Source organism: Natrinema salifodinae, from assembly GCF_900110455.1.
In the GTDB taxonomy this organism is placed as follows: domain Archaea; phylum Halobacteriota; class Halobacteria; order Halobacteriales; family Natrialbaceae; genus Natrinema; species Natrinema salifodinae.
Genome location: NZ_FOIS01000001.1, coordinates 708,802 through 733,980 on the forward strand (window position 1 = coordinate 708,802; position 25,179 = coordinate 733,980).

Consider the following 25,179-nt stretch of genomic DNA (forward strand, 5'->3'; position numbering starts at 1 on the left):
GACGCACTGTTCTCTATCGGCGGTTCCTCGAAAGAAGTGTAACCGGGGCGTGACTAATTCTCAAAAGCGGTGGGACCGCCAGCCACTCAGGCGAACGGGAGGATCGCCGAGAAGACGAGCGTACTGATTAGACCCGTGATCCCGATGAGGGTCGTCACAACGGTCCACGTCTTGAGCGTCTCGGCCTGCGTGAGGCCGCCGATCTCCTTGACGATCCAGAAGCCGCTGTCGTTGTACCACGAGCAGAACGACGCGCCCGCGCCGATGGACATGACGAGGTAGGCGACGTTGACGTCGAGGCCGCTCGCCAGCGGAGCCATGATCCCCGCGGTAGTGACGATCGCGACGGTCGCCGACCCCTGGACGACGCGGACGCCGGCGGCGATCACCCACGCCGTCACGAGCAGCCCGAGGCCGACCCCTTCGAGGTTGTCAGCGATGTACGTGCCGGCGCCGGCCGCCTGCAACATCGCGCCGAACGCGCCGCCCGCGGCGGTGATGGCGGCGATGTTCCCGCCGCTCTTGAGCGCGTCCGTGAGTTCGTCGGAGAACGCATCGCTGTTGAGGTCGCTCATGCGGAAGTACGTAAGCGCCGCAGCCAGCGCGGCCGCCGTGAGCGCGAGGTTCGGATCGCCGAAGAAGCCGGTGACGGCTCCGACCGCCGCGTCTTCCCCGAGGATCGTCTGCGCGGTCGTGTCCGCGGTGACGAGGAGGACGGCGAGGAGGATCGGGAGCAACGACTCGAAGACACCCGGGAGTTCGCTCGTCGGCACCTGGTTCTGCGCCTCGAGTTCCTCGACCGTCGTGCCCATCGAATCGCGAAGCGGAATTTCGAGTCGGCGGTTGATCCAGTACCCGTACCCAAGCCCCGACACGAGCGCGGTCGGGACGCCGACGAGCACGCCGATCATGATCGTGCTTCCGAGGTTCGCGTCGAACTCCTCGACGGCGAGCAGCGGACCGGGCGTCGGCGGCACGAACCCGTGGGTGACGACGCCGGCGGCGCCGACCGCGACGATGTACAGGGTGTAGTTCTTTCCGATGCGCGACCGCGCGGACCGCGCGAGCGGCGCGAGCAGGTAGAACACGTTGTCGAAGAACACGGGAATCGACATCAGGAAGCTGCTGCTGAACAGCGACAGCTCCGTGTTCTCGTCGCCGAACACGCTCGTAAACGCGCGCACGATCCGATTCGCGGCGCCGCTTTCGACCATCGCCTTGCCGATGATCGCAGCCATCAGGATGGGGATCCCGATTCCGACCATGTTGTCACCGAACGCCGACGCGAACTCGCTCGGGACGTCGGCGAAGGCGACCTCCGGAGCGACGATCCCGACCGTGAACCCTGCGATAACGAGCGACACGAACGCTGGCAAGTCGAGGACGACCAGCAGTAGAATAATCGCCACGATGCCAGCGACCAGCGACACGAGGGGCGCCTGGCCCCCTAACTGCAATACAGTGTTATTGAACATCACACCCATACATATATGATCATTATATTTTATCGTTTTTAATGATTGCAGACGTCTTCGATGAAAGAGTAACTCGTAGCGGAGTGAATTTGAAGCGTATCGCGTATGGGCGACGGCGAAAAGCGGCTCCGACAGTGGTTCGACAGCGCCGATCCGACCGAACCGCCCGGAGTCGCCGGTCCTACTCCCGGTCTCGACTCCGACTCCGACTCCCAATCGGGGGAGAGAATCTCGTTCGCATCGCTCCGCGGGGACGATCCCATCCCCGAGACGTGGATCCCGATTAGACTTCGATGACCGGATTCGAGAGTTCGCCGATCTCGTCGATCTCGATGCGAACTTCGTCGTCCGGCCGAAGCGTAAACCCGTCGTCCGGGACCAGCGACGTACCGGTCAGCAGGAGACCGAGTTCGGGAACGGTATTGTGGTCGCGCCAGAACTCGACCAATTCCTCGCAAGTCCGAGCCATGTTCCCGGTGGAGGTTTCGCCCTCGTAGCGGACCTCGCCGTTACGGCTGATCTCCATCGTCATCGTCAATTCGTGGGGGTCGTCGACGGAGTCAGCGGATACGATCGCGGGGCCGATCGAACAACACCGCTCGTACATCTTCGCCTGGGGCAGGTAGAGCGGGTTCTCGCCCTCGATCTCGCGGCTGCTCACGTCGTTGCCGATCGTGTAGCCGACGATGGAGCCGTCGTAGAGGACGATCCCGAGTTCCGGCTCCGGGACGTCCCACGTCGAGTCCGCGCGGATCCCGATCGCCTCGCCGGGGCCGACGGTGCGGCTGGGCGTCGCCTTGAAGAAAATCTCCGGTCGCTCGGCCTCGTACGCGTGCAGATACATCTTGGGCATGCCGCTCTCGGCCTCGCGCGCCTCCTCGCTGATCTCGTAGGTGACGCCCGCGGCCCACACTTCCTCGGGCACCACCGGTCGGCTCACGGCCGCCGGGTCGACGTCGACGACGGGCGCGGTGTCGGTTAGCTCGGACGCGAGCCGATCGACGCCCTCGTCGGAGATACTCGCAGCGGCTGCGAGGTCGCCGAAACTGTCGAGCCGCGGCTTGACGGCCGTGAGATCGTACGCAGTCTCGTCTTCGACGGCGAGCAGCCGATACTCACCGCCGCTGAAACGGCGATAGTAGCGCATGAGAGGATTGAATGCCCTATCCATGATAAAGTTCACCATTGCGGACAATTGCGGGGAAGCGCACGGACGGCCTGGCGGAGACGAGCCGTCGCGGGACACAGATTTATTAACCAGACCGGGAAACACGGCGACATGGCACCGACGATCACGCGGATAGAGAGTCGCGAATTCGAGTACCCGCTGGAGGACATCGGGACCGACGAGCACGGGTTCAACCTGGTCTACGAGCCAGGCGAGACGACCTCTCGAAAGCTGTTCGGCATCGAAATCCACACGGACGAGGGAATCACCGGCGAGTACGTCGGCGGGAACTCCCCGGCTGCGGCCCAGTACAACATCATCGCGAAGTACCTGATCGGAACGGACCCGCTGAAACGCGAGAAACACTGGTCGGAGATCAAGCGCGCCCTCCGAAAGTACGACCGGATGGGGATCGGCCCAATCGACATCGCGCTGTGGGACTTCGCCGGCAAGTACTACGACGCGCCGATTCACGAACTACTGGGGACGTACCGCGAGCGCATCCCCGCCTACGCCTCTACCTACCACGGGGACGACGCCGGCGGCCTCGACTCGCCGGAGGCGTTCGCCGACTTCGCCGAGGAGTGTCGCGACCGCGGGTTCGGCGGGTTCAAGATCCACGGCTGGGGCGGCGGCGACGACGCCCGCGACTTGACGCGAGAGATCGAGGCCGTCCGCGCCGTCGGCGAGCGGGTCGGGGACGAGATGGACCTGATGCACGACCCGGCCTGCGAACTCGAGACGTTCGCCGACGCCCTCGAACTCGGCCGCGCGCTGGACGAGGAGGGGTTCTTCTGGTACGAGGATCCGTTCCGCGACGGCGGGATCTCCCAACACGCCCACCGGAAGCTCGCCCGGAAACTCGACACGCCGATCCTCCAGACCGAACACGTCCGCGGCCTGGAGAGCAAGTCCGACTTCGCCGCCAACGACGCCACGGACTTCCTGCGCGCCGATCCCGAGTACGACGCCGGCATCACGGGAGCGATCAAGGTGGCGCGGATGGCCGAGGCCTTCGGCCTCGACGTGGAGTTCCACGCGCCTGGTCCCGCACAGCGACACTGTATCGCGGCGTGTCGAAACTCTAACTACTACGAGATGGCGCTCGTCCATCCGAAGTGCCAGAACACTCAACCGCCCGTCTACCGGGACGGCTACTCCGACATGATGAGCGCCGTCGGCGAGGACGGAACCGTCCCGGTCCCCGACGGCCCCGGTCTGGGCGTCGAGTACGACTGGGACTACATCGAAGCCAACACGACTGGCAGCGTTCACGTCTACGAATAACAGCGCAGCGCGATCGCCGACCGTCGGGCGGGGCTTCGCGGCCCGTCGACGGGTTCATCGACCCGGGAGCGGGCCGGACGAGCCAGGCGACGGCGACCGTTCGATCCGCCGACCGGTTCTTCGCCGAACATTTCGGAACGGGAAGAATTATGGGCGAACGGGATGACTGATACACTGTATGTCCGACCAGCGGCTGAACTTCATCGGCGGCGAGTGGACCGAATCGCAAACCGGAGAGACCTTCGAGACGACCGACCCCGCGAATCCCGAGGAGGTCATCGCGACCTATCCCCAGTCCGACGCCGCGGACACCGAACGGGCCATCGAAGCGGCCGCCGAGGCCAGCGACGAGTGGGCCGCGACGCCCGGTCCCGAGCGCGGTCGCGTCCTCACGAAGACCGGCTCCCTGCTCGACCGGCGCAAGGACGACCTGACCGAACTGCTCGTCCGCGAGGAGGGCAAGACCCGGAGCGAAGCCGGCGGCGAGGTACAGCGGGCTATCGACATCTTCCACTACTACGGCTCGAAGGCCAGCGACCTCGGCGGCACGGTCAAGAGTTCGAGCGCCCGCGACACGAACCTCTACACGAAAACTGAGCCCCTCGGCGTCGCAGGCCTGATCACGCCGTGGAACTACCCCATCGCCATTCCGGCCTGGAAGATCGCGCCCGCCCTGGCCGCCGGCAACGCGGTCGTCATCAAGCCTGCCTCGCTCGCGCCTGGCGTCGTCCACGAGATCGCCGACGCGCTCGCAGAAGCCGGCCTTCCCGACGGCGTGCTCAACGTCGTCACCGGCCCCGGGAGCGAAGTCGGCGCCACCATCGCGGGCCACGAGGATGTCGACGCCGTCTCCTTTACCGGCAGCACCGCGGTCGGCAACACCGTCTACGACACCGCGACCGAGGACGGCAAGCGCGTCCAGCTCGAGATGGGCGGGAAGAACCCGACGCTCGTCGGTGCCAGCGCGGACGCCGAGGAAGCGGCCGACATCGTCGCCGACGGCGCCTTCGGCGTCACCGGCCAGGCGTGTACCGCCTGCTCCCGGGCGATCGTCCACGAGGAGGTCTACGACGAGTTCGTCGACGCCGTCGTCGATCGGGCCGCGGCCATCGAACCCGACCATGGAATCGACGATCCGGACATGGGTCCCCACGTCAGCGAGTCCGAACTCGAGAGCACGCTGGAGTACGTCGAAATCGCCGAAGACGAGGGGGCAACCCTCGAGTACGGCGGGTCGACGCTCGATCGCGAGGGATACTTCGTCGAACCCGCCGTCTTCTCGGACGTCGACTCCGAGATGACCCTCGCCCAGGAGGAGGTCTTCGGCCCGGTGCTCGCGGTCATCCCCGTCAGCGATTTCGACGAGGGCGTCCGCGTCGCCAACGACGTCGACTTCGGGCTCTCGGCCGGCGTCGTCACGGACGACCACACCGAGGCCAACCGCTTCGTCGAGGAGATCGAAGCCGGCGTCGTAAAGATCAACGAGAAGACGACCGGCCTCGAACTGCACGTCCCCTTCGGCGGGATGAAAGACTCCTCGAGCGAGACCTACCGCGAACAGGGCGACGCCGGACTCGACTTCTACACGATCAGCAAGACGGTCTACGACAACTACTGACGAACCGCCAACCCGCTCGAGACGAGTTCGGAACCGACGCTATTTTTCGGCGGCTGTGTCCCGACTGCGATCGCTGGTCGAGCGCCTGGCGACGGGTCAACGGGTGCACCCGGCCACCCTGAACCGAGCGGGCGGAACACTGTATAGAACCACGGAATGGGGCAGAGATAGTCGTCGCAGCGTTGCCAGTCGTTCCCGAAGAGGGGTGGTTTGTTATCTAATAGCGAACGTGTGTTAGGATGGTCCCACATACGCCGGAAAACAAATTACGGACGTATGGTTGTAATCCATCGGTGGCGTCGAAACACCTCATTCGACGTATTGTCGGGGTACCGTGGGTCGAATCCAGTGTCTGACTGCACAGATCAATCCGTCACGGGGACGCGATCGCTATCACTTCTGTTTACCAATTATGGATAGGTGAGGCGCGAACAACATTACTCTAAGATCGGTTGTCCGTGCTTCGAGGCCGTTTCTTACTCGAATTTTCCAGATGATTGCCATTCGCCTATATGGGATTTGAGTTTCGGATAGGTGAATCCGAATCGATACGAAAGACGGGTCGCCGACGATCGGGAGGCGGAACCCTCGGAAAGAACGCTTCGTGCTTCTAGAGCCAGCAAAGACGTGACAAATCGGACACCGGTCCGAATTATTAAGGATCTGGGTTGTGAGCGTACGGGTGATGCAGACGAGCCCAGACAGCGGCGTCAGCAGGACGCCGGCCGAGCAGCGCATAGAGGACCGTCTCCGAGAGATGACGCTCGACGAGAAGGTGGCACAACTCGGGTCCGTAAACGCCGACAAACTTCTAGACGATACCGGAGAACTCGACGAGGACGCCGTCACCGAGCACCTCTCGGACGGTATCGGCCACGTGACTCGCATCGGCGGTGAGGGGGGCTTACCGCCGTCCGAGGCGGCCCAACGGACGAACGAACTCCAGGCGTATCTCCAGACAGAGACGCGACTCGGTATCCCTGCAATCCCCCACGAGGAGTGTCTCAGCGGGTACATGGGCCCGGAGGGGACGACGTTTCCGCAAATGATCGGGATGGCGAGCACGTGGTCGCCCGACCTTCTCGAAGCGGTCACCGACACTATCCGCGACCAGTTAGAAGCCATCGGGACCGCACACGCGCTGTCTCCGGTCCTCGACGTCGCCCGCGATCTCCGGTGGGGGCGCGTCGAGGAGACGTTCGGCGAGGACCCCTACCTGGTCGCGGCGATGGCGTGTAGCTACGTCGACGGACTTCAGGGGGACGGTGACGGCGTCGCCGCGACGCTCAAGCACTTCGTCGGCCACGCGGCTGGGGAGGGCGGGAAGAACCGGAGTTCGGTCTCCCTCGGACGGCGCGAACTCCGCGAAACCCACATGTTCCCCTTCGAAGCGGCCGTCCGCACGGCGGACGCCGAGTCGGTCATGAACGCCTATCACGACGTCGACGGCATCCCGTGTGCCAGCGACGAGTGGCTGCTGACCGACGTGCTCCGCGGCGAGTGGGGATTCGACGGGACGGTGGTCTCCGACTACTACAGCGTCGAATACCTCCGGAGCGAACACGGGATCGCCGCCGACGAACGGGAGGCGGGCGTCACGGCCGTCGAAGCCGGCATCGACGTCGAACTCCCCTGTACGGACTGCTACGGCGATCACCTTGCAGCCGCCGTCGAGGCCGGCGAACTCGCCGAGGAGACGATCGACGAGGCCGTTCGTCGCGTCCTCCGCGCGAAGGCCCGAAAGGGGCTGCTCGACGACCCGACGGTCGATCCCGACGCCGCGACGGACCCGTTCGGCACCGACGCGGCGAGGGAACTCACCGCGCGTGCCGCCCGCGAATCGATGACGCTCCTGCAAAACGACGGCGATCTGCTTCCCCTCGTCGGCGAGGAGACGGACGCCGTCGCGGTCGTCGGCCCGAAAGCCGACGACGCCCAGGAGCTCATGGGCGACTACGCCTATCCCGCCCACTACCCCGAAGCGGAGGTCGAGTTCGACGCGACGACGCCGCTCGACGCCGTCCGCGAACGGAGCGACGAGTACGGGTTCGAGGTGCACTACGAGCGAGGCTGTACGACGACCGGCCCCGACACGGACGACTTCGATGCGGCCGCGGACGCCGCCGCGAACGCCGACGTCGTCCTCGCATTCGTCGGAGCGCGCTCCGCCGTCGACTTCTCGGACTCGGACAGAGAACGGGTCAACAAGCCCAGCGTCGCCACCAGCGGCGAAGGGTGTGACGTAGTCGACCTCGGGCTCCCCGGCGTCCAGCGCGACCTCGTCGAACGCGTTCACGAGACCGGGACGCCGGTCGCGGTCGTCGTCGTGAGCGGGAGGCCCCACTCGATGGAGTGGATCGCGGCGGAAGTCCCGGCGGTCGTGCAGGCGTGGCTCCCCGGCGAACGCGGCGGCGACGGCATCGCCGCCGTCCTGTTCGGCGAACACAATCCCGCCGGCCACCTCCCCGTCTCTATCCCGCGCACCGTCGGGCAACTCCCCGTCCACTACAACCGGAAGCCGAACACCGCGAACGAGGAGTACGTCTACACGGAGAGCAAGCCGCTCTACCCCTTCGGCCACGGTCTCTCGTACACCGACTTCGAGTACGGCGACCTCTCGGTGTCGACGGACGAACTCCCGCCCGCTGGCACGATCGTCGCGGACGTGACCGTCGAAAATACCGGCGACGCCGCTGGAGACGACGTCGTCCAACTGTACGCGAGCGCCGAGAATCCCGGCCAGGCGCGCCCGGGTCAGGAACTCGTCGGGTTCGAACGCGTCTCTCTCGATGCGGGCCAGGCGAAGCGCGTCAGGTTCGAGGTCGACGCCTCGCAACTCGCCTACCGCGACCGAGACTTGGACCTGATCGTCGAGGAGGGGCCCTACGAGTTCCGCGTCGGCCATTCGGCCGCCGACGTGGTCGCGACCGCATCCTTCGAGGTGACCGGGACGAGCGACGTACCGCGGTCCGGTCGAACGTACTTCACCGAGACGGACGTCGCGGACGTCGAGTAGCGACTCCGATCGCGGCTGGGTGTCGGTCCCGTCTGGATCGGTCCTGACTCCAGGTTCGGGTGCGACGGACGGCCCGCCGACGTGGATCGTCCTCGGTCAGTGGTGCCGACGGTTGGTGCGGTAGTCAAACCCACACGTATTTACCCGCCGACGCGTATCACACGGCCATGCCGACAGATTCATCGGAGCTACTCGATGGGATCGCTTCCGAGTCGGAATCGATACCCCGCGGTGGCCTCGACGAAGCGGCGGTTCGCACCGCCCTCTCGTCAGCCGATCCGTTGATCCGACAGCGAGGCGTGGCGGTCTGCGAGACCCTTCTGGAAAGGGACGTCGACGCCGTCCGCCCGTACCTCGATGCGATCGCGTCGTTCGCCGCCGACGACAACGCCGCGATCGCACTGCGCGCGATCGCCGTCCTCGACGCCGTCGCCGAAAGCGATCCGGCGGCGCTCGAAGGCCGGGTTACCGACCTCGTCAGTGCCGTCGACAGCGACATCGCGGACGTGCAATTGACCGGTGCGACCGCACTCGGCACGCTCGTCGTGTCGCGACCCGATCTCGTCGCGCCGTCCGCACGGCAGTTGATCGCGGCCGTCCGAGCCGCCGAGGTCGACCCGAACGGTCGGGACTTCAGCGACGTGGTGGACGACGAGGTGACCCGACGAACGCTTCGGAACCACGAGGAAGAAGAGCGAAACCGGCGAATCGCCGGTCGTCGCACGCTCGTCAACGTCGTCGTCGCCACCACCGAAGCGGAACCCGAATCGGTCGTTGCCGCCGTCGAGGACCTCGTCGCGCTGGTGGACGACGAGGACCCGGTCGTCGCCGGCGGCGCCGTCGATGCGCTCGCCGAACTGGCGGCGGCGGACCCGACGGCCGTCGCCCCCGCGACCGATCGTCTGGTCGCCTGTCTCGACCGCGAGAGCGTCGTCGTCCGTGCGCGCGCCGTTCGAGCGCTCGGGCACCTCGGGGACGGAACGGTCGCGCCGAAACTTCGAGCGGTGGCCGCGAGGGACGCCGACGACGACGTTCGGGAACTCGCGGCCGTGACCGCGGGCTTCCTCGCCGAGCCGTCGTGATCCGGGTCGCGAGCCGACGGCGAGCGAGGATCAGTCGTCCATCGCGCGTTTCGTGCAGTACCAGTACGTTACGCTGAAGCAGGCGAACGCTCCGACCACCAGCACGATATCGATGACGAGGATGGGAAACGCCTCGTCGCCGGGTTCGACGAACGGGATCGAGAGCGCGAGGAGGAACCCAGACGCGATCAGCAGCGCGAGGACGACCTTCATCTGCTCGCGCTGAGCGGCGACGAGGTCGAGCAGCGTCGACGTCTTCGACATGGCATGTGAATTGTGAACTCATTGTAAAAACCTACTGGTGTCCTCCCTACCGTCACTCGCGCCGCTACTGCCGGCCGTCACTCGGTCGGTTCGGGGCCGGCGGAGACGAGGTGTTTCGGCGGGCGCTAGTCGGCTTGCCGTCAGTAGTTCGATCCCGTCACACCGATACTACCGGATATCCCTGTGGGAGCGAGACGGCCTGCTCCGCTCGCCCCGTCCCGAAGGAATATCATTGAAAATAAGCATCATAATGTTTATTGCTAACTATGATTATCTATTCCACGTCATGGTGTCTGATAGCAGCCCGGATGACTACAGCGATGTGGTCAGTCGCCGGGAGATGGTGACGATAGCAGGGGCGTCCGGTGTGGCCGCGCTCGCCGGCTGCGTCGGCGGCAGCGGGACGGACGACGGCACGTTCGTCAACGCGTACACCGGAAATCCCGCCGATCTCCACTTCAATACCTCGGCGATCCAGAACTACAGGTGGCCCGCGGGCCGATCGGTGTTCGCTCCGTTCATGAAGTACTCGTTTACCGAAAACGAGTTCCTGCTCGGAGCGCTCGACGACCTGGAAATCGAGGACGAGGAAGTCACGCTCACCTTCCGCGACGACCTGGCGTGGGACGACGGCGACGGGTGGACGACCGAGGACCTCGACGTCCAACTCCAACTCGCGGAGAAGACCGGCAGCTCGCTATGGGGCTATCTCGACGACTACGAGATCGTCGACGACAAGACCGTTCGCCTGCTCCTCTCGGGACCGACGAACCCCCAAATCATCAAGTTCGAACTCACGAACTTCCTCGTGGATACAAAAGCGGAGACCCACGAGCAGTGGCTGGACGCGGACGAGTCGGAGTTCCTCCGGTGGGAGTGGGACGACCCCGTCGCCAGCGGCATGTTCTCGTTCGTGAGCAAGGACCGCCAGGCGTTCGAGTTCGAACCTAACCCCGAGTTCTACAACGCCGACGACGTCGATATCGAGACGTTCCTGATCGAGAGCTACGGCGGGAACACCGCACAGCACCAGGCGTTGATGTCGGGGACGGAAGCCGACGCGGCGCCGAGCCTGTTCGCGCCGCCGGAGATCGTCGACCAGTTCCCGGACCACGTCGTCGAGGTCCAAATCCCGGCCAAGTGGGGCTACGGCATCGTGTTCAACCACGACGACCCGCACTTCGGACAGCGGGAAGTCCGACAGGCGGTCGCACACGTCATCAATCGCGAGGCGATCGTCGAGAACGCCGGTCCGCGATCGAAGTTCGTGACCCCGACACCCTGCGGTATCGCACCCCGCGATCAGGAGTACTGGCTCGGCGACTGGTACGACGACTTCGAAACCTACGGCGCCGGGTCCGGTCAGACGGAGGAGGCGGCCGACCTGCTCCGGGACGCCGGCTACACCCGGGAAGACGGCACGTGGCGGGACGCCGACGGGAACGCCATCGGCGGGGAGTACTACTCGCCCGCGGGCTGGACGGACTGGACGACCATGTCCCAGACCGTCGTCACCCAGCTGAACGAGTTCGGGTTCGACTTTTCGGTCAGCACGAAGCCGACGAACGACTGGTTCAGCCAGTACTCCGACAGCAACTTCTCGATGGGGAGCCTCTACTGGCTGCCCGGCGGCTCGCGGTCGTCGTTCCCGTACTTCCCCCTGCGCTACCAGCTGTGGGAGGAGGAAATCGGCGGCGGCCACAACTACCGATCGAAGGCGGACTCCGAACAGACGATTCCCGACAGGGACGGCGGGGAGCTGACGCTCAATCCGCTCGAGGTGACCGAGGAGATCGCAAGACAGCCCAACGACGAGGAGGCGCGGCCGTACGTCCAGCAAGCGGCGTGGCACAGCCACATCGAACTGCCGTTCCTCGGATTGGTATCCAAGTACGAGCAGTCCTGGGTGACCGACGACGAGTGGACGGTCGCGGACGAGGACAGCCCCAACCGACGGGTCAAGTGGCCGCAGTTCTGGTGGGTCCACGAGGGTGAACTGCAGCCCCGGAGCTAACGCTGAGCCGGTGACGTGATCCCGACATCACAGCAACCTACAAATGAACTACTACCTCAAACGGACGATACAGATCCCGTTAACGATCCTCGCAGTGGCGACGCTTACCTTCGGCCTGATCCGACTGCTTCCCGGCGGTCCGTTCACGCAGTTACGAATCCAACTGCTCCAACAGGGCGTTCCCGCCGAGCAGGTCGATGCGCGTATCGAGGCGCTGCAGAACATCAGGCCGGACGCACCGCTTTGGCAACAGTACCTCGACTATCTGATCGGGGTCGTCCAACTGGACCTCGGCCAGTCGATCTCGCTCAACGAACCCGTCATGGACGTGCTGGCCCGATCGCTTCCCTGGACCGTCTTCCTCGTCGTGACGTCGACGATATTGATGTTCGTCGTCGGCGTGGTGATCGGCGCGCTCCAGGCGTACTGGGAAGGGTCGCGATTCGACCGGCTCGCCTCCGGCGGGTCGATCTTCCTGATGTCGGTTCCGTACTACATCTTCGCGGTGCTTTTCCTGTTTTTCCTGGCGTTTCAACTCCAGCTGTTTCCGACCGGGAACGCCGTCGACCGAGGCGTCGACGCCTCGCTCAGTCCCGCGTACCTCTCGAGCGTGCTCCGCCACGCTGCGTTACCCATCCTGGCGTTTACGATCAGCGGCATCGGATCGACGGCGCTCAACATGCGTGGGAACGGGATTCAAGTGCTCGGCGAAGAGTTCGTCGAAGTCGCCAGGCTTCGCGGCCTCTCAAATAGTCGCATCGCCACTCGGTACGTCGCCAGAAACGCCATCCTGCCGATGTATACGGGACTGCTCCTGTTGATCGGGTTCCGTCTCGGCGGCACCGTCGTGCTCGAGGAAATCTTCTCGTACCCCGGGCTCGGCTACTACATGATCCAGGCGGTGAACGCGAACGACTACCCGCTCATGATGGGATGTTTCCTCGTCATCACGGTCACGCTCGTCGTCGCGGTCTACGTCGCCGACCTGACGTACGGACTGATCGATCCGCGCATCACGGCAGGTGATTCGAATGAGTACTGAACCGGACTCCGCCGCCGAGGGGATCGACTGGCGATCGGAGACGTCGAACGTCGAGATGAGTCGGCGCGACCGGCTGAGCGAACTGTACGAGCAGAAGATCCGCGTGCCCGCCATCGTCGCGTGGTCGGACGGACGGACCCGGCTCGGGATCCTCATCCTGAGCGTCTACCTCTTCATGGCGCTGGTAGACGTGCTCGGTCTCTGGCGCGATCCCAGTCCGAACCAGGCGGAACGGTTCCTCAGGCCGTTCGAGAACATGCAGTATCCGCTCGGGACGACCAATTCGGGGGTCGACCTGCTGGCCCTGATTATCGACTCGACGCCGTTTATCCTGCTGATGGTGCTCGCGGGCGGGGTGTGGGCGACCACCCTCGCGGTCGCGGTCGGCACCGTCTCGGGATACAAGGGCGGGACGGTCGACACCGTCATCACGGCGATCTCCGACTTCTTCATGGCGATTCCGGGGCTGCCGCTCGTTATCGTCTTGGCGATCGCACTCAGTCCGGAGAACCCGCTCCTTCTCGGGGTCGTCCTGACGATCAACTACTGGGCCGGCCTGGGCCGCTCGATACGGTCGCAGGTCCTCTCGATACGAGAAGCGAGCTACATCGAGGCGTCCCGAACGATGGGGACGAGTACGCCCCGCATCATCATCAAGGACGTGCTGCCGAACATCATGCCGTACGTGATGGTCAACTTCGTGCTCGCCGCGCGGTACACGATCTTCGCGTCCGTCGGCCTGTACTTCATCGGCGTGTTGCCCTATTCCGGGCAGAACTGGGGCGTCACGTTGAACAACGCGTATTATCAGGGCGGCCTGTTCACGATGCAGGCGTTCCACTGGCTCCTCGTTCCGATCGTCGCCATCGTCGGGTTAGCCTTCGGGCTCATCCTGTTGAGCCAGGGGATGGACCGGATCTTCAATCCACGAGTCCGGACCCGACTCACCGGCGACTCCGAGTCCGTAACGGAGGACACAGACACGTCGACGACGGAGATGATATAATATGGCTACCGATAGTTCATCCGGCGACCGAGCCGTCTCGCGAGCGACCGTCGAAGATCCGATCTTCGAAATCAACGACACGAGCGTCACCTACGACGACGGCGAAACGCGCGTCCTCGAGGACGTCAACGTCAGCATCGAGCGCCACGAGATCCTCGGCATCGTCGGCGAGAGCGGCAGCGGGAAGTCGATGTTCGCGTCCGCACTGCTCGATGCCATCCCGGATCCCGGCGTCCTCACCGGAGACATCCGATACCATCCGAAGGACGGAGAGTCGATCGACCTCCTGGCGTTGAGCGACGAGGAACGTCGACGGTTCCGCTGGGAGGAGGTGTCGATGGTGTTCCAGGGCGCGATGAGCTCGTTCAACCCGACGATGAAAATCGGAGCCCACTTCGAGGAGACGCTCACGGCCCACGACGAGAACGTCTCGGACGGGCTCGACTTCGCCCGCGAACTCCTCGAGAACCTCTATCTCGAGCCGGAGCGGGTGCTCGACGCGTACCCCCACGAGCTCTCCGGCGGGATGCAACAGCGGGCCCTGATCGCGTTGAGTATGGTCCTCGACCCGGAGGTCCTGGTGATGGACGAACCGACGGCCGCGCTCGACTTGCTGATGCAGCGGTCGATCCTGACGCTGCTCGACGACTTACAGCGCGAGTACGACCTGACGATCGTCTTCATCACCCACGACCTGCCGCTGGTCGCCTCGCTCGCCGATCGAATGGCCATCATCTACGCGTTCCAGTTCGCCGAGATCGGTCCGCGCGACGAGATCATCGGTAACTCCGCCCACCCGTACACCCGGGCGTTGTTGAACGCGACGCCGAATATCGATGCGCCCCTCGAGGAGATGCAGCCGATCGAAGGCGAAGGCCCCGCGCCCGTGAGCGTTCCATCCGGGTGCCGGTTCGAGCCGCGGTGTCCGCTCGCGACCGAAGCGTGTCGGACGACCGATCCGCCGTTAGCCCCGGTCGACCAGGGCCGCGCCGATCACCGGGCCGCGTGTCACCACTGGGAGACCGCCCGCGAGGAGATCCGGCTCAATTTCGACGAGACGAGCGACGACTTCGAGCCCGTCTCTTCCGCCGATCCGTCGACGTCTGTAGTCGAAGCGCGGACCGAACGGGCGAGCGAGACGCCGCTCCTGTCGCTCGACGACGTCGAGGTCCACTTCACCGAGGAGCAGGGACTGATCGAACGGTTCACCGACGACCCGACGGTCGTCCGCGCGGTTGACGGCATCTCGCTCGATATTCACGAGCAGGATCTCGTCTGTCTGCTCGGCGAGAGCGGCTGCGGCAAGACGACGCTGGGGAAGACGCTGATCGGCCTCCAGCGTCCGACCAGCGGCTCGATCGAGTATCGCGGACAGAATATCTGGGAGGCGAAAGCGGGCGACGGCGAAATTCCCTACGACGACGTTCGGTCGGCGCTCCAGATCATCCATCAGGATCCGGGGAGCGCGCTCAACCCCAACCGACGCGTCGTCGACATCCTCTCGGAGTCGCTCAGACACACCCATCCGAACATCGATCGGAACGAGCGCCGGCAGCGGATGCACTCGTTGCTCGAACGGATCGGCATGGCCCCGGCGGAGGAGTTCCTCGACCGGTACCCCCATCAGCTCTCGGGCGGGGAAAAACAGCGCGTCGCGCTCGCTCGCGCCCTGTTGATGAATCCGGACGCGATCCTCGCCGACGAGGCCATCAGCGCGGTCGACGTCTCGTTGCGCATCGAGATCATGGATCTGATGTTGGAGCTCCAGTCGGAGTTCGAAACCTCGTTCCTCTTCGTTTCCCACGACCTCTCGAACGCGCGCTACTTCGCCGAGCACGGCGACGGTCGCATCGCCGTCATGTACCTGGGCGAGATCGTGGAGATCGGCTCCGCCGAACGGCTCATCCACGATCCTCGCCATCCGTACACCGACGTGCTTCGATGGGCGACCCCGGATCTCGATCTCGATTCGATGGCGGCCGGTGACCCGCCGCTCAGAGCGGTTGACGTCCCGGACCCGGTCGATCCGCCGTCGGGCTGTCGGTTCCACACGCGCTGTCCCGTCGCCCGCGAGGCGTGCCGCGAGCAGCGTCCGGCCCTCCGGGAGATCGATGATGGAGACGGGAAGGCCGCGTGCTTCCGCGAGGACCCGACCCACGAGTACTGGGACAGCGAACCCTTAGCGGGGGCCGTCAAGCAGCCCGAAGACATCGAGCGGGACTGAAACGCGGCGGTTCCCTTTGCGTTCGTCGACGCTTCCGGCCTGGTCTCGGCTCTCGCTCCTGCGGTTCTCGGATCGTCCTTGCCAGGTGTCAACACTATTATTATGCGGGTGGCCGTACTCCGTACTGATGACACGGTACACGCCGGAGTGTTCGGACGGAACGCTCTTCCTCGTCGCCGACGGCGATCGCCTCGAGGTCGGCGCCGTCGACGACGTCGTGGGCGCGATCGGCGGCGACACGCATTCGATCGAGTACGACCGGCAACAACGAACGCAGCCGTGGTTGGAAACCGACGACGGCGTGCTCGAGATCGACGTTCGAGAGGCGGTGACGACGCTTCCCCACACCGACGAACTGGTTTCGGAGCTCCGCGAGTACGACATGGAAACGGACCGGTACGGGCTGCCCAGGCGGACGGTCGAGTTCGCCGACCGGCTCGTCGACATCCTCGAACAGCAGGGGCAGTCCGCGTCGCCCGACGGCGAGCAGCAGGGACCGCCGTAGCCGGTTCGGTCGATCCAGTTCGATCGGCGGCACCGAAACCGCTTCGCGAACCCGGCGCAGGATCCGATTTGCCCCGTTCGTGGAGTTCATTCGCGCGGTCGCGTTTCCGGGATCGGCATCGAAGCCGAATTGCGTCCCGAACTGGTGGATCGCGATTTCGCTTCCGAACGGTCAGTTACGCCTCTCCGCCCCGTTCTCCGACGGCGGGGTAAGTTCGATCGTCACCGAGCCGTTCTCGTCGTCGAACGTGACGGCCGCCTGGCCGGACAGGGCTCCCTTTTCGGCCGTAATCCTGTAGCTTCCGTTGAAACCACGTATAGTGTAAATGCCGTCCTCGTCGGTCTCGCCGCGTTCGTCGGTCCACCACTCCTCGAAGACGAGTTCACGGTACTGCTCGCCGTGTGGCCGCAGCGTCCAGTCGGAATTATAGTAGGTACTTCGGTCGCGGCTTCGGAGACCGCGCTCTCCGGTATCCGGCGGACCGGATGCGACGAGTCGTCGCATAACATCTATTAGCGGTCTTTCCGAAAGAGATTCTGTGAGACCGACATTGATGCTCCCGCCGTCCCCCGACCGGCGGTGGACGCTCGCCAGGCAACTCGGGCTGTCGACGGCCGTCGTCCGCTTCTGGGGGGCAGACGAGTGGTGGACGTTCGACTCGCTGCTCCGGACCCGGAACCGGTTTGCGGACCACGGACTGTCGCTCGACGTCGTCGAGGACCGACCGCCGATGACGAAGACGGTGCTCGGTCGGGAGGGACGTGACGAGGAGATCGAGACGGTCAAGCGGCTGCTCCGAAACATGGGCCAGGCCGGTATCAGCGTCTACTCCTGGGTGTGGACGGAGAACCCGGTCGGCGTGGTCCGCACGGCCGACGCCGTTCCCCTCCGGGGCGGCTCTCGAACGACGGCGTACGACCACGACCAGGCGGAACGCGCGCCCGACTACCCGGTCGACGTCACGGAGGCGCAACTGTGGGAGAACCTCGAGTACTTCCTCGACGAGATCGTTCCTGTCGCCGAAGAAGCCGGCGTCGAACTCGCGCTCCACCCCGACGACCCGCCGGCGGAGTCCGTCCACGGCGTCCCCCGACTCGTCAACTCCGTGGAGAACGTCGCGCGGATTCTGGACCTCTACGAGAGCCCGAACCACGGGTTGACGTTCTGTCAGGGGAACTTCGCGGCGATGGGCGCGGACGTTCCCGCGACGATCCGTCGGTTCGGCGACCGAATTCACTTCGTCCATTTCCGCGACGTGGAGGGGACCGCCGAGGAGTTCGTCGAGACGTGGCACGAAGCGGGACAGACCGACATGCTCGCGGCGATGGCGGCCTACCGCGACGTCGGGTTCGACGGCCCGATCCGCCCCGACCACGTTCCGAAGATGCTCGACGAGGGAGATCGCGAGGAAGCGCAGGCCGGTTACACCGATATGGGCCGGCTGTTCGCCGTCGGATACATGAAGGGACTGCTGGAGAACGTGCGCTCCTGACCGCGCTCCCGGCGGTCCCGTCCGAAGTTTTATCAGTATTCTCGAAGCACACTTGGTCATGGGATTCATTGACGAGCGGTATCTCCTCGACACGGAGGTCGCCGCGGACCTGTATCAGGCTATCACCGACCGCCCGATCGTCGATCCGCACACCCATATCGACCTCGCGGCGGTCGTCGAGAACGAGCCCTGGACCGACGTCTGGGAGGTCGAGGGGGCGACCGACCACTACGTCTGGCAGCTCATGCGCAAACGCGGCGTCCCCGAGGAGAAGATCACCGGCGACGCCGACAACCGCGAGAAGTGGAACGCTCTCGCCGCGGTCTTTCCGGACTTCGCGGGGAATCCGACTTACGATTGGGTTCACCTCGACCTAAAGCGGCGGTTCGGGATCCAGAAGCCCCTGAACGCGGAGACGGCCGACGAGATCTGGGAGCGGACCAAGGCGGCACTCGACGACCCGGGGATGCGGCCACAGGCGGTCCTCCGCGAGATGAACGTCGAGGTCCTCTGCAGCAGCGACGACCCGACGTCGCGACTCGAATACCACGAGCGGGCCGAAGAGGAGGTCGCCGACGTCGACGTCCGCCCAACGTGGCGGCCGGACCGGGCGCTGAAGATCGAGCGTCCCGAGTGGTCGACGTTCGTCTCGGAGCTCGACGCGGTGACCGACGGCGACGTCGACCGCTTCGAGGGGTTCCTCGACGCCCTCGCGGAGACGCACGACTACTTCGTCGACCACGGCTGCGTCGCGTGCGACATCGGAATGGGGACCGATCCGGTCTCCAAGCCCGTGAGCGACGAGCGCGCCCGCGAGGTCTACGCGAACGCGCGGCGCGGAGCGAGCCTCGACGAGGACGAAATCCGCGACTACAAGGCGTACCTCCTCGACTTCGTCGGCGAGTTGAACAACGATGCCGGCTGGGTGACCCAACTCCATATCGGCGCGGTTCGCGACTACCGCGAGTCCCTCTTCGAAACCGTCGGCCAGAACGCGGGCGGCGACGTCTCGACGCAGGACGTCGACCTGGTCTCGGGGCTCGATCACTTCCTCGACGCCTTCGACGGCGAGATGGATATCGTCCTCTATACGCTCGATCCGATGCACTACCCGAGCGCGACGGTCGTGGCCCGCGCCTATCCCAACGTGAGCATCGGACCGGCCTGGTGGTTCAACGACAGTCCGCTCGGGATCGAAAACCAACTGGAGCGGGTCGCGGCCGTCGACCTGCTCGCCAACTACGCCGGGATGGTCAGCGACTCCCGGAAAGTCGTCTCCTACGGCTCTCGGTTCGAGCTGTTTCGCCGGACGCTCGCGACCGTCGTCGGTGAGATGGTCGAGCGGGGACGGATCCCCTTCGACAACGCCGAGCGACTCGTCGAACACGTGGCGTACGATCGGCCGAAGGAGCTCTACGGACTGTAGCGGCTCCCGTTACTGTGCGCTGTCGTCGTAGCCGCCGTCGACCGTGATGATCTCGCCCGTCGTGAACGACGCGGCGTCGCTCGCGAGGTAGACGGCCGTCCCCGCGATCTCGTCGGGCGTCGCTACGCGCTCCATCGGCGTCCGTTCGTCGACGGTCTCGCGGAACGCCGTCCCGTCGTCCAGCTTCGGTCCGGCCATCTCCGTCTTGACGAACCCGGGCGCGATGGCGTTCACGCGGATGTCCGGCGCAAGGTCCGCGGCCACCGCGCGAGTCAACCCGTTGACGCCGCTTTTCGCGGCGCAGTACGCCGCGCGTTCCTCGCGGGCCTGGTCGGCCGACATCGAGGAGATGTTGATGATGCTCCCCTCGCTCATCGCTCGCCCGAACGCCCGACACGCCCGGAAGACGCCCGTGAGACAGACGTCGATGTCCCGCTGCCACTCCTCGTCGCTCAGCTCCGTCACGGCGGACGTCGCCACCGCTCCCGCCGAGTTGACGAGGACGTCGACGCCCCCGAACGTCTCGATAGCGGCGTCTCGGAGCGCTTCGATCGATTCGGTGTCGGTCACGTCGCACGTGAGCTCCGCGGTTGCCGCGCCGCGCTCGCGGAGCTCCGCCGCGACGTCCGCGACGGCGTCCCGCGATCGGCTCGTCGCCACGACGTCCGCTCCGTCCGCGGCGAATCCGAGCGCGATCGCGCGTCCGATTCCTCGCGTCCCGCCGATGACGACCGCGGTCTTTCCGTCGACGCTCACGGGCGCATTTGGTTCGGTATCCATACCGCCGTGTTCCTCGGCCAATTGTTTATGTATTTCTATGACACTCACGCTGATAGAAGCGCGAACGGCGCCGGCTCGGGCCGCCCGTTCGACGCCGCGATCTATCGGACATTCCGCCGCAGCGATCCGCTCCGCGGAGAATTCGCACGCTTACTTCTCCCGAAGCGCCGGAACTCGCGGACCGTGCAGACATTCGGCGAACGTCGTCCCAATCTCTGATCCACTACTAGTGGATTCCCGAGATCCCGTCCGCGCGAGCATCGAGGGTGACCGAAAGCAACCTGTTAGCACGCACCAGTCAAGAATAATGTCCCTTCAATCCCGATTGGTGGACGATCCTCGGGATATAGTCTGGGAGACATCCACTTCTGCAAACGGAATCGTCGCGGTCTCTCGGGGTTGTTTACAGCTGTACGAGTGTAATGGAAATGATCGCCATTCCCGCTTCGGTCGAGCCGGCGGCTTAGGTGTACGTGTACTTCAATTCGACCACGTTGGCCGTGTTTCGAAGCGAATCCAGCAGTTCGCCGATTCGATCGTCGCTGAGCCTGCTCTTCGGACCGGAGAGGGAGATCGCTCCGATAACGCCGGCATCCACTATGATTGGAACGGCGACGGATCGGATTCCCGCTCGGCGTTCCTCGTCTTCCAGCGCGTATCCCTGGTCTCGAATCCGTTCCAGTTCCGCCGCGAGCGAGTCCCGGTCGGTGATCGTCCGGTCCGTCTGCGCCGGCAGCCCGTAAACGTCGATGACGTCGTCGATGTAGGATTCCGGGCGGTGGGCGAGGAGCGCCTTTCCGAGCGCCGTCCAGTGCATATTCGTGTACTCGCCAGGCGGTGCGTTGTCGTAGACCGCGTCGCTGCCTTCGGCCTGGTAGAGGAGGACCCGCTGTCCGTTCTCCTCGACGCCGAGGTTCGCAACCTCGCCCGTCTCCGCCGCGAGTTCGTCGATCTCGCTCTCGCAACTGATGTACGCGCCGTTCTCCCGCCGAACGGCGATCCCGTCGCGGAAGAATCGCAGGCCGAGTCGGTACTCGCCGTCGTCTTTGATAACGTATCCGACCGATCGTAAGGTCTTGAGATAGACGTGGGCCGTACTCGAAGGCATATCGAACGACTCGGCGACTTCCGAGACCGTCATGCCGCCGGCTTCGCGCAGGGCGTCGACGATCGAAAAGGCTCGTTCGACCGCCCCGACCGTCTTTCCCGATGCCCCCGTTTGCGGATCGATCATGAATTATATGATAGGATCGACGATAATATTCCTTTCCACTACTGTTGAACTGCCGAAACCGGTTCGCTGCAAACACGTCCCTCGATACCGTTGTACTCGGTACCAACCGCCACTATTTTATCTGCAGTTGACGAACGGCGGTCCGTATGCCACTCGAAGAGTACGACGACTGTTGGCTCCGGTACGATCGAATCGACGAGGGGGATCGTCCGGCGTCACATCGCCGCTACTGCCAGCACGCCTACGTCTCCGACGGCGCCCCGGAACTGGGCGCGGTCCGGGACGAACTCCGACGGGGAATCGGCGGCCTTCTGGGGCGCGAACCCCACCTCTGGCACCATCCGCCCCGAACCGTCGACGGATTCCTGGCGATCGGGACGCCCGACGAGATGGCGGTCGTCCGCGACATCGTCGCCGTCGAAACGGTCGAATCGCTCGCCGATGGCGGGTACTGCATGCGAACGGGGCGGTGGAACGGCGCCGACTGCCTCGTCGTCACCGCCCCGACCGATCGGGGGCTCGTGTACGGGACGTTCCACCTCCTCCGGCTGCTGGCGACCGGCCGGCCGATCGACGACCTCGACGTGATCGAGGAACCCGCCACCGCCGACCGGCTGATCGACCACTGGGACAACCCGTTTCGCAAGTCGGTCGAGCGCGGCTACGCGGGACAGTCGATCTTCGATTGGGAGCTGCTTCCCGAGTTGCGACCCCGGTACGAGGACTACGCCCGATTGCTCGCCTCCGTCGGGATCAACGGCGTCGTGGTAAACAACGTCAACACGCAGCTTCCCCCACGCGAGAGCGCAAATCCCGCACACGACGAACTCGAGGGGTGGCGGTTGCTCGAGACTCGCTCCCTCGAGAAGTTGACCAGCCTGGCGGGACTGTTCCGCCGCTATGGGATTCGGACGCTTCTCTCGGTCAACTTCGCGGCGCCGATGCGGATCGGCGAGTTGGATACCGCCGATCCGCTCGATCCCGAGGTCGAGGCGTGGTGGAAGCGGAAGGCCGACGAGCTCTACGAGCGCGTGCCGGACTTCGGGGGCTTCCTCGTCAAAGCCGACTCGGAGGGACAACCCGGTCCCTACGAGTACGACCGCGATCACGTCGACGGCGCGAACGTCCTCGCGCGTGCCCTCGAGCCCCACGGCGGGCGAGTGTGGTGGCGAGCGTTCGTCTACGGGTCCCACGAAGACCGAGCCGTTCAGGCCGCCGAAACGTTCGCACCGCTCGACGGGGAGTTCCACGACAACGTGACCGTCCAGATCAAGAACGGCCCGATCGACTTTCAGCCGCGAGAACCCGTCTCGACGCTGTTCGGCGCGATGCCCGAAACGAACGTCGGGTGCGAGCTCCAGATCACGCAGGAGTACACCGGGCAGGGCGTTCACTGCTGTTATCACGTTCCGATGTGGAAGGAGATCCTCGAGTTCGACGTCGACGGCGAGGGCACCGCGGTCACGGACGTCCTCGGAGACGAGGGGGAAGGGATCGCCGGCGTCGGCGCCGTCGGGGACGATTACAACTGGACCGGCCACTACCTTTCCCAGGCGAATCTATACGGGTTCGGCCGGCTCGCGTGGAATCCGGATCTCGACGCCGAGACGATCACCGAGGAGTGGGTCCGGCTGACGTTCGGCACCGAGCCGGCGGTCGTCGAGACGGTCTCCGACATCCTCATGGCGTCCTGGGAGGCGACGATCAAGTACACGACCGGCGGGCTCGGCCTGATGCACATGATGGACAACGGCAGCGAGTTCCTCGAGAACCACTACGATCCCTCGCCCGAGGAGTGGCCAGGCTACCACGGCGCGACCGCGGACGGGATCGGCGTCGACCGAACGTCGGCCGGAAGCGGCTACGCACCGCAGTTTCGCGACCCGGTCGCCGAACGGTACGAATCGGTCGATACCTGTCCGGAAGAGCTCCTGCTGTTCTTCCATCATCTCCCGTGGGAGCACGAACTCGAGGATGGAACGACCGTCGTGCAGCGGCTCTACGACAACTGTTTCGAGGGGGTCGAGACTGTGCGAGAGCTTCGCGCCGATTGGGCGTCGCTCGAGGGTGAGATCGATCACGAGCGGTACCGACACACGATGGAACGCTTCGACGAACACGTCGAACACGCCGCGATATGGCGGGACACGCTGGTTTCGTTCTTCTACGAGCACTCCGGAATTCCCGACGAGCGCGGTCGAGTCCCGCGAGCGAATTGACCGAGCTAGAGGTCGACCGGCTCGCCGCGCTCGGCGGACTCGTGGACGGCCTCGATGATCCGCATATCCCGGAGGCCGTGTCGCCCGTCGGGATAGATCTCGGCGTCGCCGAGCAACCGATCGGCGAAGTAGTCGAACTCCTCTTCCATCTCGCGTTCCGCGTCGAAGGCGTCGTGTTCGATCGTGACCGACACGTCGCCGCGCGAGAGGTGAAGCGAGCACTCCCCGTGGAACGCCGGCCGGAGTTCGATCCGCCCCTCCGTCCCCGTGATCTTGAGGTGGGTGTCCTCGTGGGCGCGCTGGCTGGCCGTCGAGATCATCTGGACGTCGTCCTCGAAGACGAACAGCGACGAGGCGCGTTCGTCCGGGACGTCGTCGAACGCCTCGTGGTTCGAGAGCATGTTCGAGTGAACCGTCACGGGCTCGCGCCGGAGGAGGTAGCGCGCGGTGTTGATCGAGTAGATCCCCAGGTCCATCACCGACGTCCCGTAGCCGCTTAGGTCCGAATCGAGCCGCCACTGGTCCGGATCCGGAATCATCTCGAGAAGCGGTTGACTGTTGTGGCCGTAGACGGATACCGGCTCGCCGATGAATCCATCTGTAATCAACTCGCGCGCTCGCTGAGCCGCCGGATCGGTGTGCATCCGGTAGGCGATCATCAGCGGGACGTCGGCCGCTTCGCAGGTCTCGACGAGTTCCTCGGCGCGCTCAACGGTCGCCTCCATCGGCTTCTCGCAGAGGACCGCCTTGTCCAGCTCGGCCGCGGTCTCTGCGTACGCCAGGTGGTAGGCGTTCGGCGTCCCGATGTAAACCGCGTCGTACTCGTCGCTGGCCGCGCCGTCGTGGAACTCGTCGTAGCTGATCCCGCGTGCGACGTCGTTTTCGTCGGCCAGGCGCTCGGCCTTCTCTGTCGAACTGCTGACCAGCACGGTCACCTCGCCCAGGTCCGAGGATTCGATCGCCGGCAGCGCGACGTCGATGGTCCACCAGCCCAGGCCGATCAGCGCGTAGTTGATAGTCCCCTCGTCGGTGGTTTGCCACGTTCGTTTCTCGTAACTGTCGATCCAATCGAGCATAGGCGGTGTTATTCTCCAGTCTGATAAAAAATGATCGATGAAAGTGCGTGGTGCTGACAAGGTTCGTGGAGGCCCGTATCGCACCCGTCGCTCGGAGACGAACGAGTCGGTGCGTAGAAGGGAGACGCTACCGAGCCCGGACGCGGGTAATCCGTGTCCGGTCCCCGCCGCGGGAGCGATCGTCTCGACGACACCCGGACGTTCAGTAATGAAAAACGAGGGCTCGCCGTCTCCGGCGCGGGAGCGTCGGT

19 protein-coding genes are annotated in these 25,179 nt (G+C 64.9%); 12 read left to right on the forward strand and 7 right to left on the reverse strand.

Features of this window, described 5'->3' with window-relative positions; translation table 11 throughout:
- Nucleotides 1-86: 86 nt before the first annotated feature.
- Both BMY29_RS03335 and BMY29_RS03345 read right to left on the reverse strand, forming a co-directional pair.
- Entirely contained in the window at nt 87-1,475 is a 1,389-nt protein-coding gene (locus BMY29_RS03335) for a GntP family permease (protein WP_173424874.1), read from the reverse strand.
- 283 nt (nt 1,476-1,758) lie between these two features.
- Complete coding sequence (locus tag BMY29_RS03345; RefSeq protein WP_049989220.1) at nt 1,759-2,622, reverse strand: fumarylacetoacetate hydrolase family protein; 864 nt, start codon at nt 2,620-2,622, stop codon at nt 1,759-1,761.
- A 132-nt stretch (nt 2,623-2,754) separates the two neighbouring features.
- On the opposite strand from BMY29_RS03345, the gene BMY29_RS03350 reads away from it, so the two are divergent.
- The 4 genes from BMY29_RS03350 to BMY29_RS03365 all read left to right on the forward strand — a co-directional run bounded on the left by BMY29_RS03350 (nt 2,755) and on the right by BMY29_RS03365 (nt 9,646).
- On the forward strand, nt 2,755-3,930 hold the full coding sequence (locus BMY29_RS03350) for a mandelate racemase family protein (RefSeq protein WP_049989221.1): 1,176 nt from the start codon (nt 2,755-2,757) through the stop codon (nt 3,928-3,930).
- Nucleotides 3,931-4,108: 178 nt separating this feature from the next.
- Nucleotides 4,109-5,548 (forward strand): 2,5-dioxovalerate dehydrogenase, encoded by a 1,440-nt coding sequence (gene xacF / locus BMY29_RS03355; RefSeq protein WP_049989222.1) that lies wholly within the window; start codon nt 4,109-4,111, stop codon nt 5,546-5,548.
- A gap of 685 nt (nt 5,549-6,233) precedes the next feature.
- Entirely contained in the window at nt 6,234-8,564 is a 2,331-nt protein-coding gene (locus BMY29_RS03360) for a glycoside hydrolase family 3 N-terminal domain-containing protein (RefSeq protein WP_173424875.1), read from the forward strand.
- 167 nt (nt 8,565-8,731) lie between these two features.
- Complete coding sequence (locus BMY29_RS03365; RefSeq protein WP_143067645.1) at nt 8,732-9,646, forward strand: HEAT repeat domain-containing protein; 915 nt, start codon at nt 8,732-8,734, stop codon at nt 9,644-9,646.
- 30 nt (nt 9,647-9,676) lie between these two features.
- On the opposite strand, the gene BMY29_RS03370 is transcribed toward BMY29_RS03365, so the two are convergent.
- A complete protein-coding gene (locus BMY29_RS03370; RefSeq protein WP_081985424.1) occupies nt 9,677-9,910 on the reverse strand; it encodes a hypothetical protein in 234 nt (77 codons plus the stop codon).
- 340 nt (nt 9,911-10,250) lie between these two features.
- Here BMY29_RS03370 and BMY29_RS03375 point away from each other — a divergent pair, with 340 nt between their 5' ends.
- From BMY29_RS03375 to BMY29_RS03395, 5 genes are all read left to right on the forward strand, one after another.
- Complete coding sequence (locus BMY29_RS03375; protein WP_049989223.1) at nt 10,251-11,924, forward strand: ABC transporter substrate-binding protein; 1,674 nt, start codon at nt 10,251-10,253, stop codon at nt 11,922-11,924.
- Between the two features lie 43 nt (nt 11,925-11,967).
- Nucleotides 11,968-12,966: an ABC transporter permease gene (locus BMY29_RS03380; protein WP_049989224.1), complete on the forward strand. Its 999-nt coding sequence runs from the start codon at nt 11,968-11,970 to the stop codon at nt 12,964-12,966.
- Entirely contained in the window at nt 12,956-13,972 is a 1,017-nt protein-coding gene (locus BMY29_RS03385; protein WP_173424876.1) for an ABC transporter permease, read from the forward strand. Before BMY29_RS03380 ends, BMY29_RS03385 begins: the two co-directional genes overlap by 11 nt.
- 1 nt (nt 13,973) lies before the next feature.
- Nucleotides 13,974-16,196: an ABC transporter ATP-binding protein gene (locus BMY29_RS03390; protein WP_049989226.1), complete on the forward strand. Its 2,223-nt coding sequence runs from the start codon at nt 13,974-13,976 to the stop codon at nt 16,194-16,196.
- Nucleotides 16,197-16,323: 127 nt separating this feature from the next.
- Entirely contained in the window at nt 16,324-16,701 is a 378-nt protein-coding gene (locus tag BMY29_RS03395) for a hypothetical protein (protein WP_049989227.1), read from the forward strand.
- Nucleotides 16,702-16,872: 171 nt separating this feature from the next.
- On the opposite strand, the gene BMY29_RS03400 is transcribed toward BMY29_RS03395, so the two are convergent.
- On the reverse strand, nt 16,873-17,205 hold the full coding sequence (locus BMY29_RS03400) for a hypothetical protein (protein WP_049989228.1): 333 nt from the start codon (nt 17,203-17,205) through the stop codon (nt 16,873-16,875).
- Nucleotides 17,206-17,254: 49 nt separating this feature from the next.
- Between BMY29_RS03400 and BMY29_RS03405 the strand changes: the two genes are divergently transcribed.
- On the forward strand, nt 17,255-18,193 hold the full coding sequence (locus tag BMY29_RS03405) for a mannonate dehydratase (protein WP_049989229.1): 939 nt from the start codon (nt 17,255-17,257) through the stop codon (nt 18,191-18,193).
- Between the two features lie 58 nt (nt 18,194-18,251).
- Nucleotides 18,252-19,619 carry a glucuronate isomerase gene (gene uxaC, locus BMY29_RS03410; protein ID WP_049989230.1) on the forward strand — a complete coding sequence of 456 codons (1,368 nt, stop codon included), beginning with the start codon at nt 18,252-18,254 and terminating at the stop codon, nt 19,617-19,619.
- 9 nt (nt 19,620-19,628) lie between these two features.
- Here uxaC and BMY29_RS03415 read toward each other — a convergent pair whose 3' ends face one another.
- Together BMY29_RS03415 and BMY29_RS03420 are read right to left on the reverse strand one after the other, a co-directional pair.
- Entirely contained in the window at nt 19,629-20,399 is a 771-nt protein-coding gene (locus BMY29_RS03415; RefSeq protein WP_049989231.1) for an SDR family NAD(P)-dependent oxidoreductase, read from the reverse strand.
- Between the two features lie 463 nt (nt 20,400-20,862).
- On the reverse strand, nt 20,863-21,633 hold the full coding sequence (locus BMY29_RS03420; protein ID WP_049989232.1) for an IclR family transcriptional regulator: 771 nt from the start codon (nt 21,631-21,633) through the stop codon (nt 20,863-20,865).
- 146 nt (nt 21,634-21,779) lie between these two features.
- On the opposite strand from BMY29_RS03420, the gene BMY29_RS03425 reads away from it, so the two are divergent.
- On the forward strand, nt 21,780-23,852 hold the full coding sequence (locus BMY29_RS03425) for an alpha-glucuronidase family glycosyl hydrolase (RefSeq protein ID WP_049989233.1): 2,073 nt from the start codon (nt 21,780-21,782) through the stop codon (nt 23,850-23,852).
- A 5-nt stretch (nt 23,853-23,857) separates the two neighbouring features.
- On the opposite strand, the gene gfo6 is transcribed toward BMY29_RS03425, so the two are convergent.
- Nucleotides 23,858-24,928 carry a D-xylose 1-dehydrogenase Gfo6 gene (gene gfo6 / locus BMY29_RS03430; RefSeq protein ID WP_049989234.1) on the reverse strand — a complete coding sequence of 357 codons (1,071 nt, stop codon included), beginning with the start codon at nt 24,926-24,928 and terminating at the stop codon, nt 23,858-23,860.
- Nucleotides 24,929-25,179: the final 251 nt, after the last annotated feature.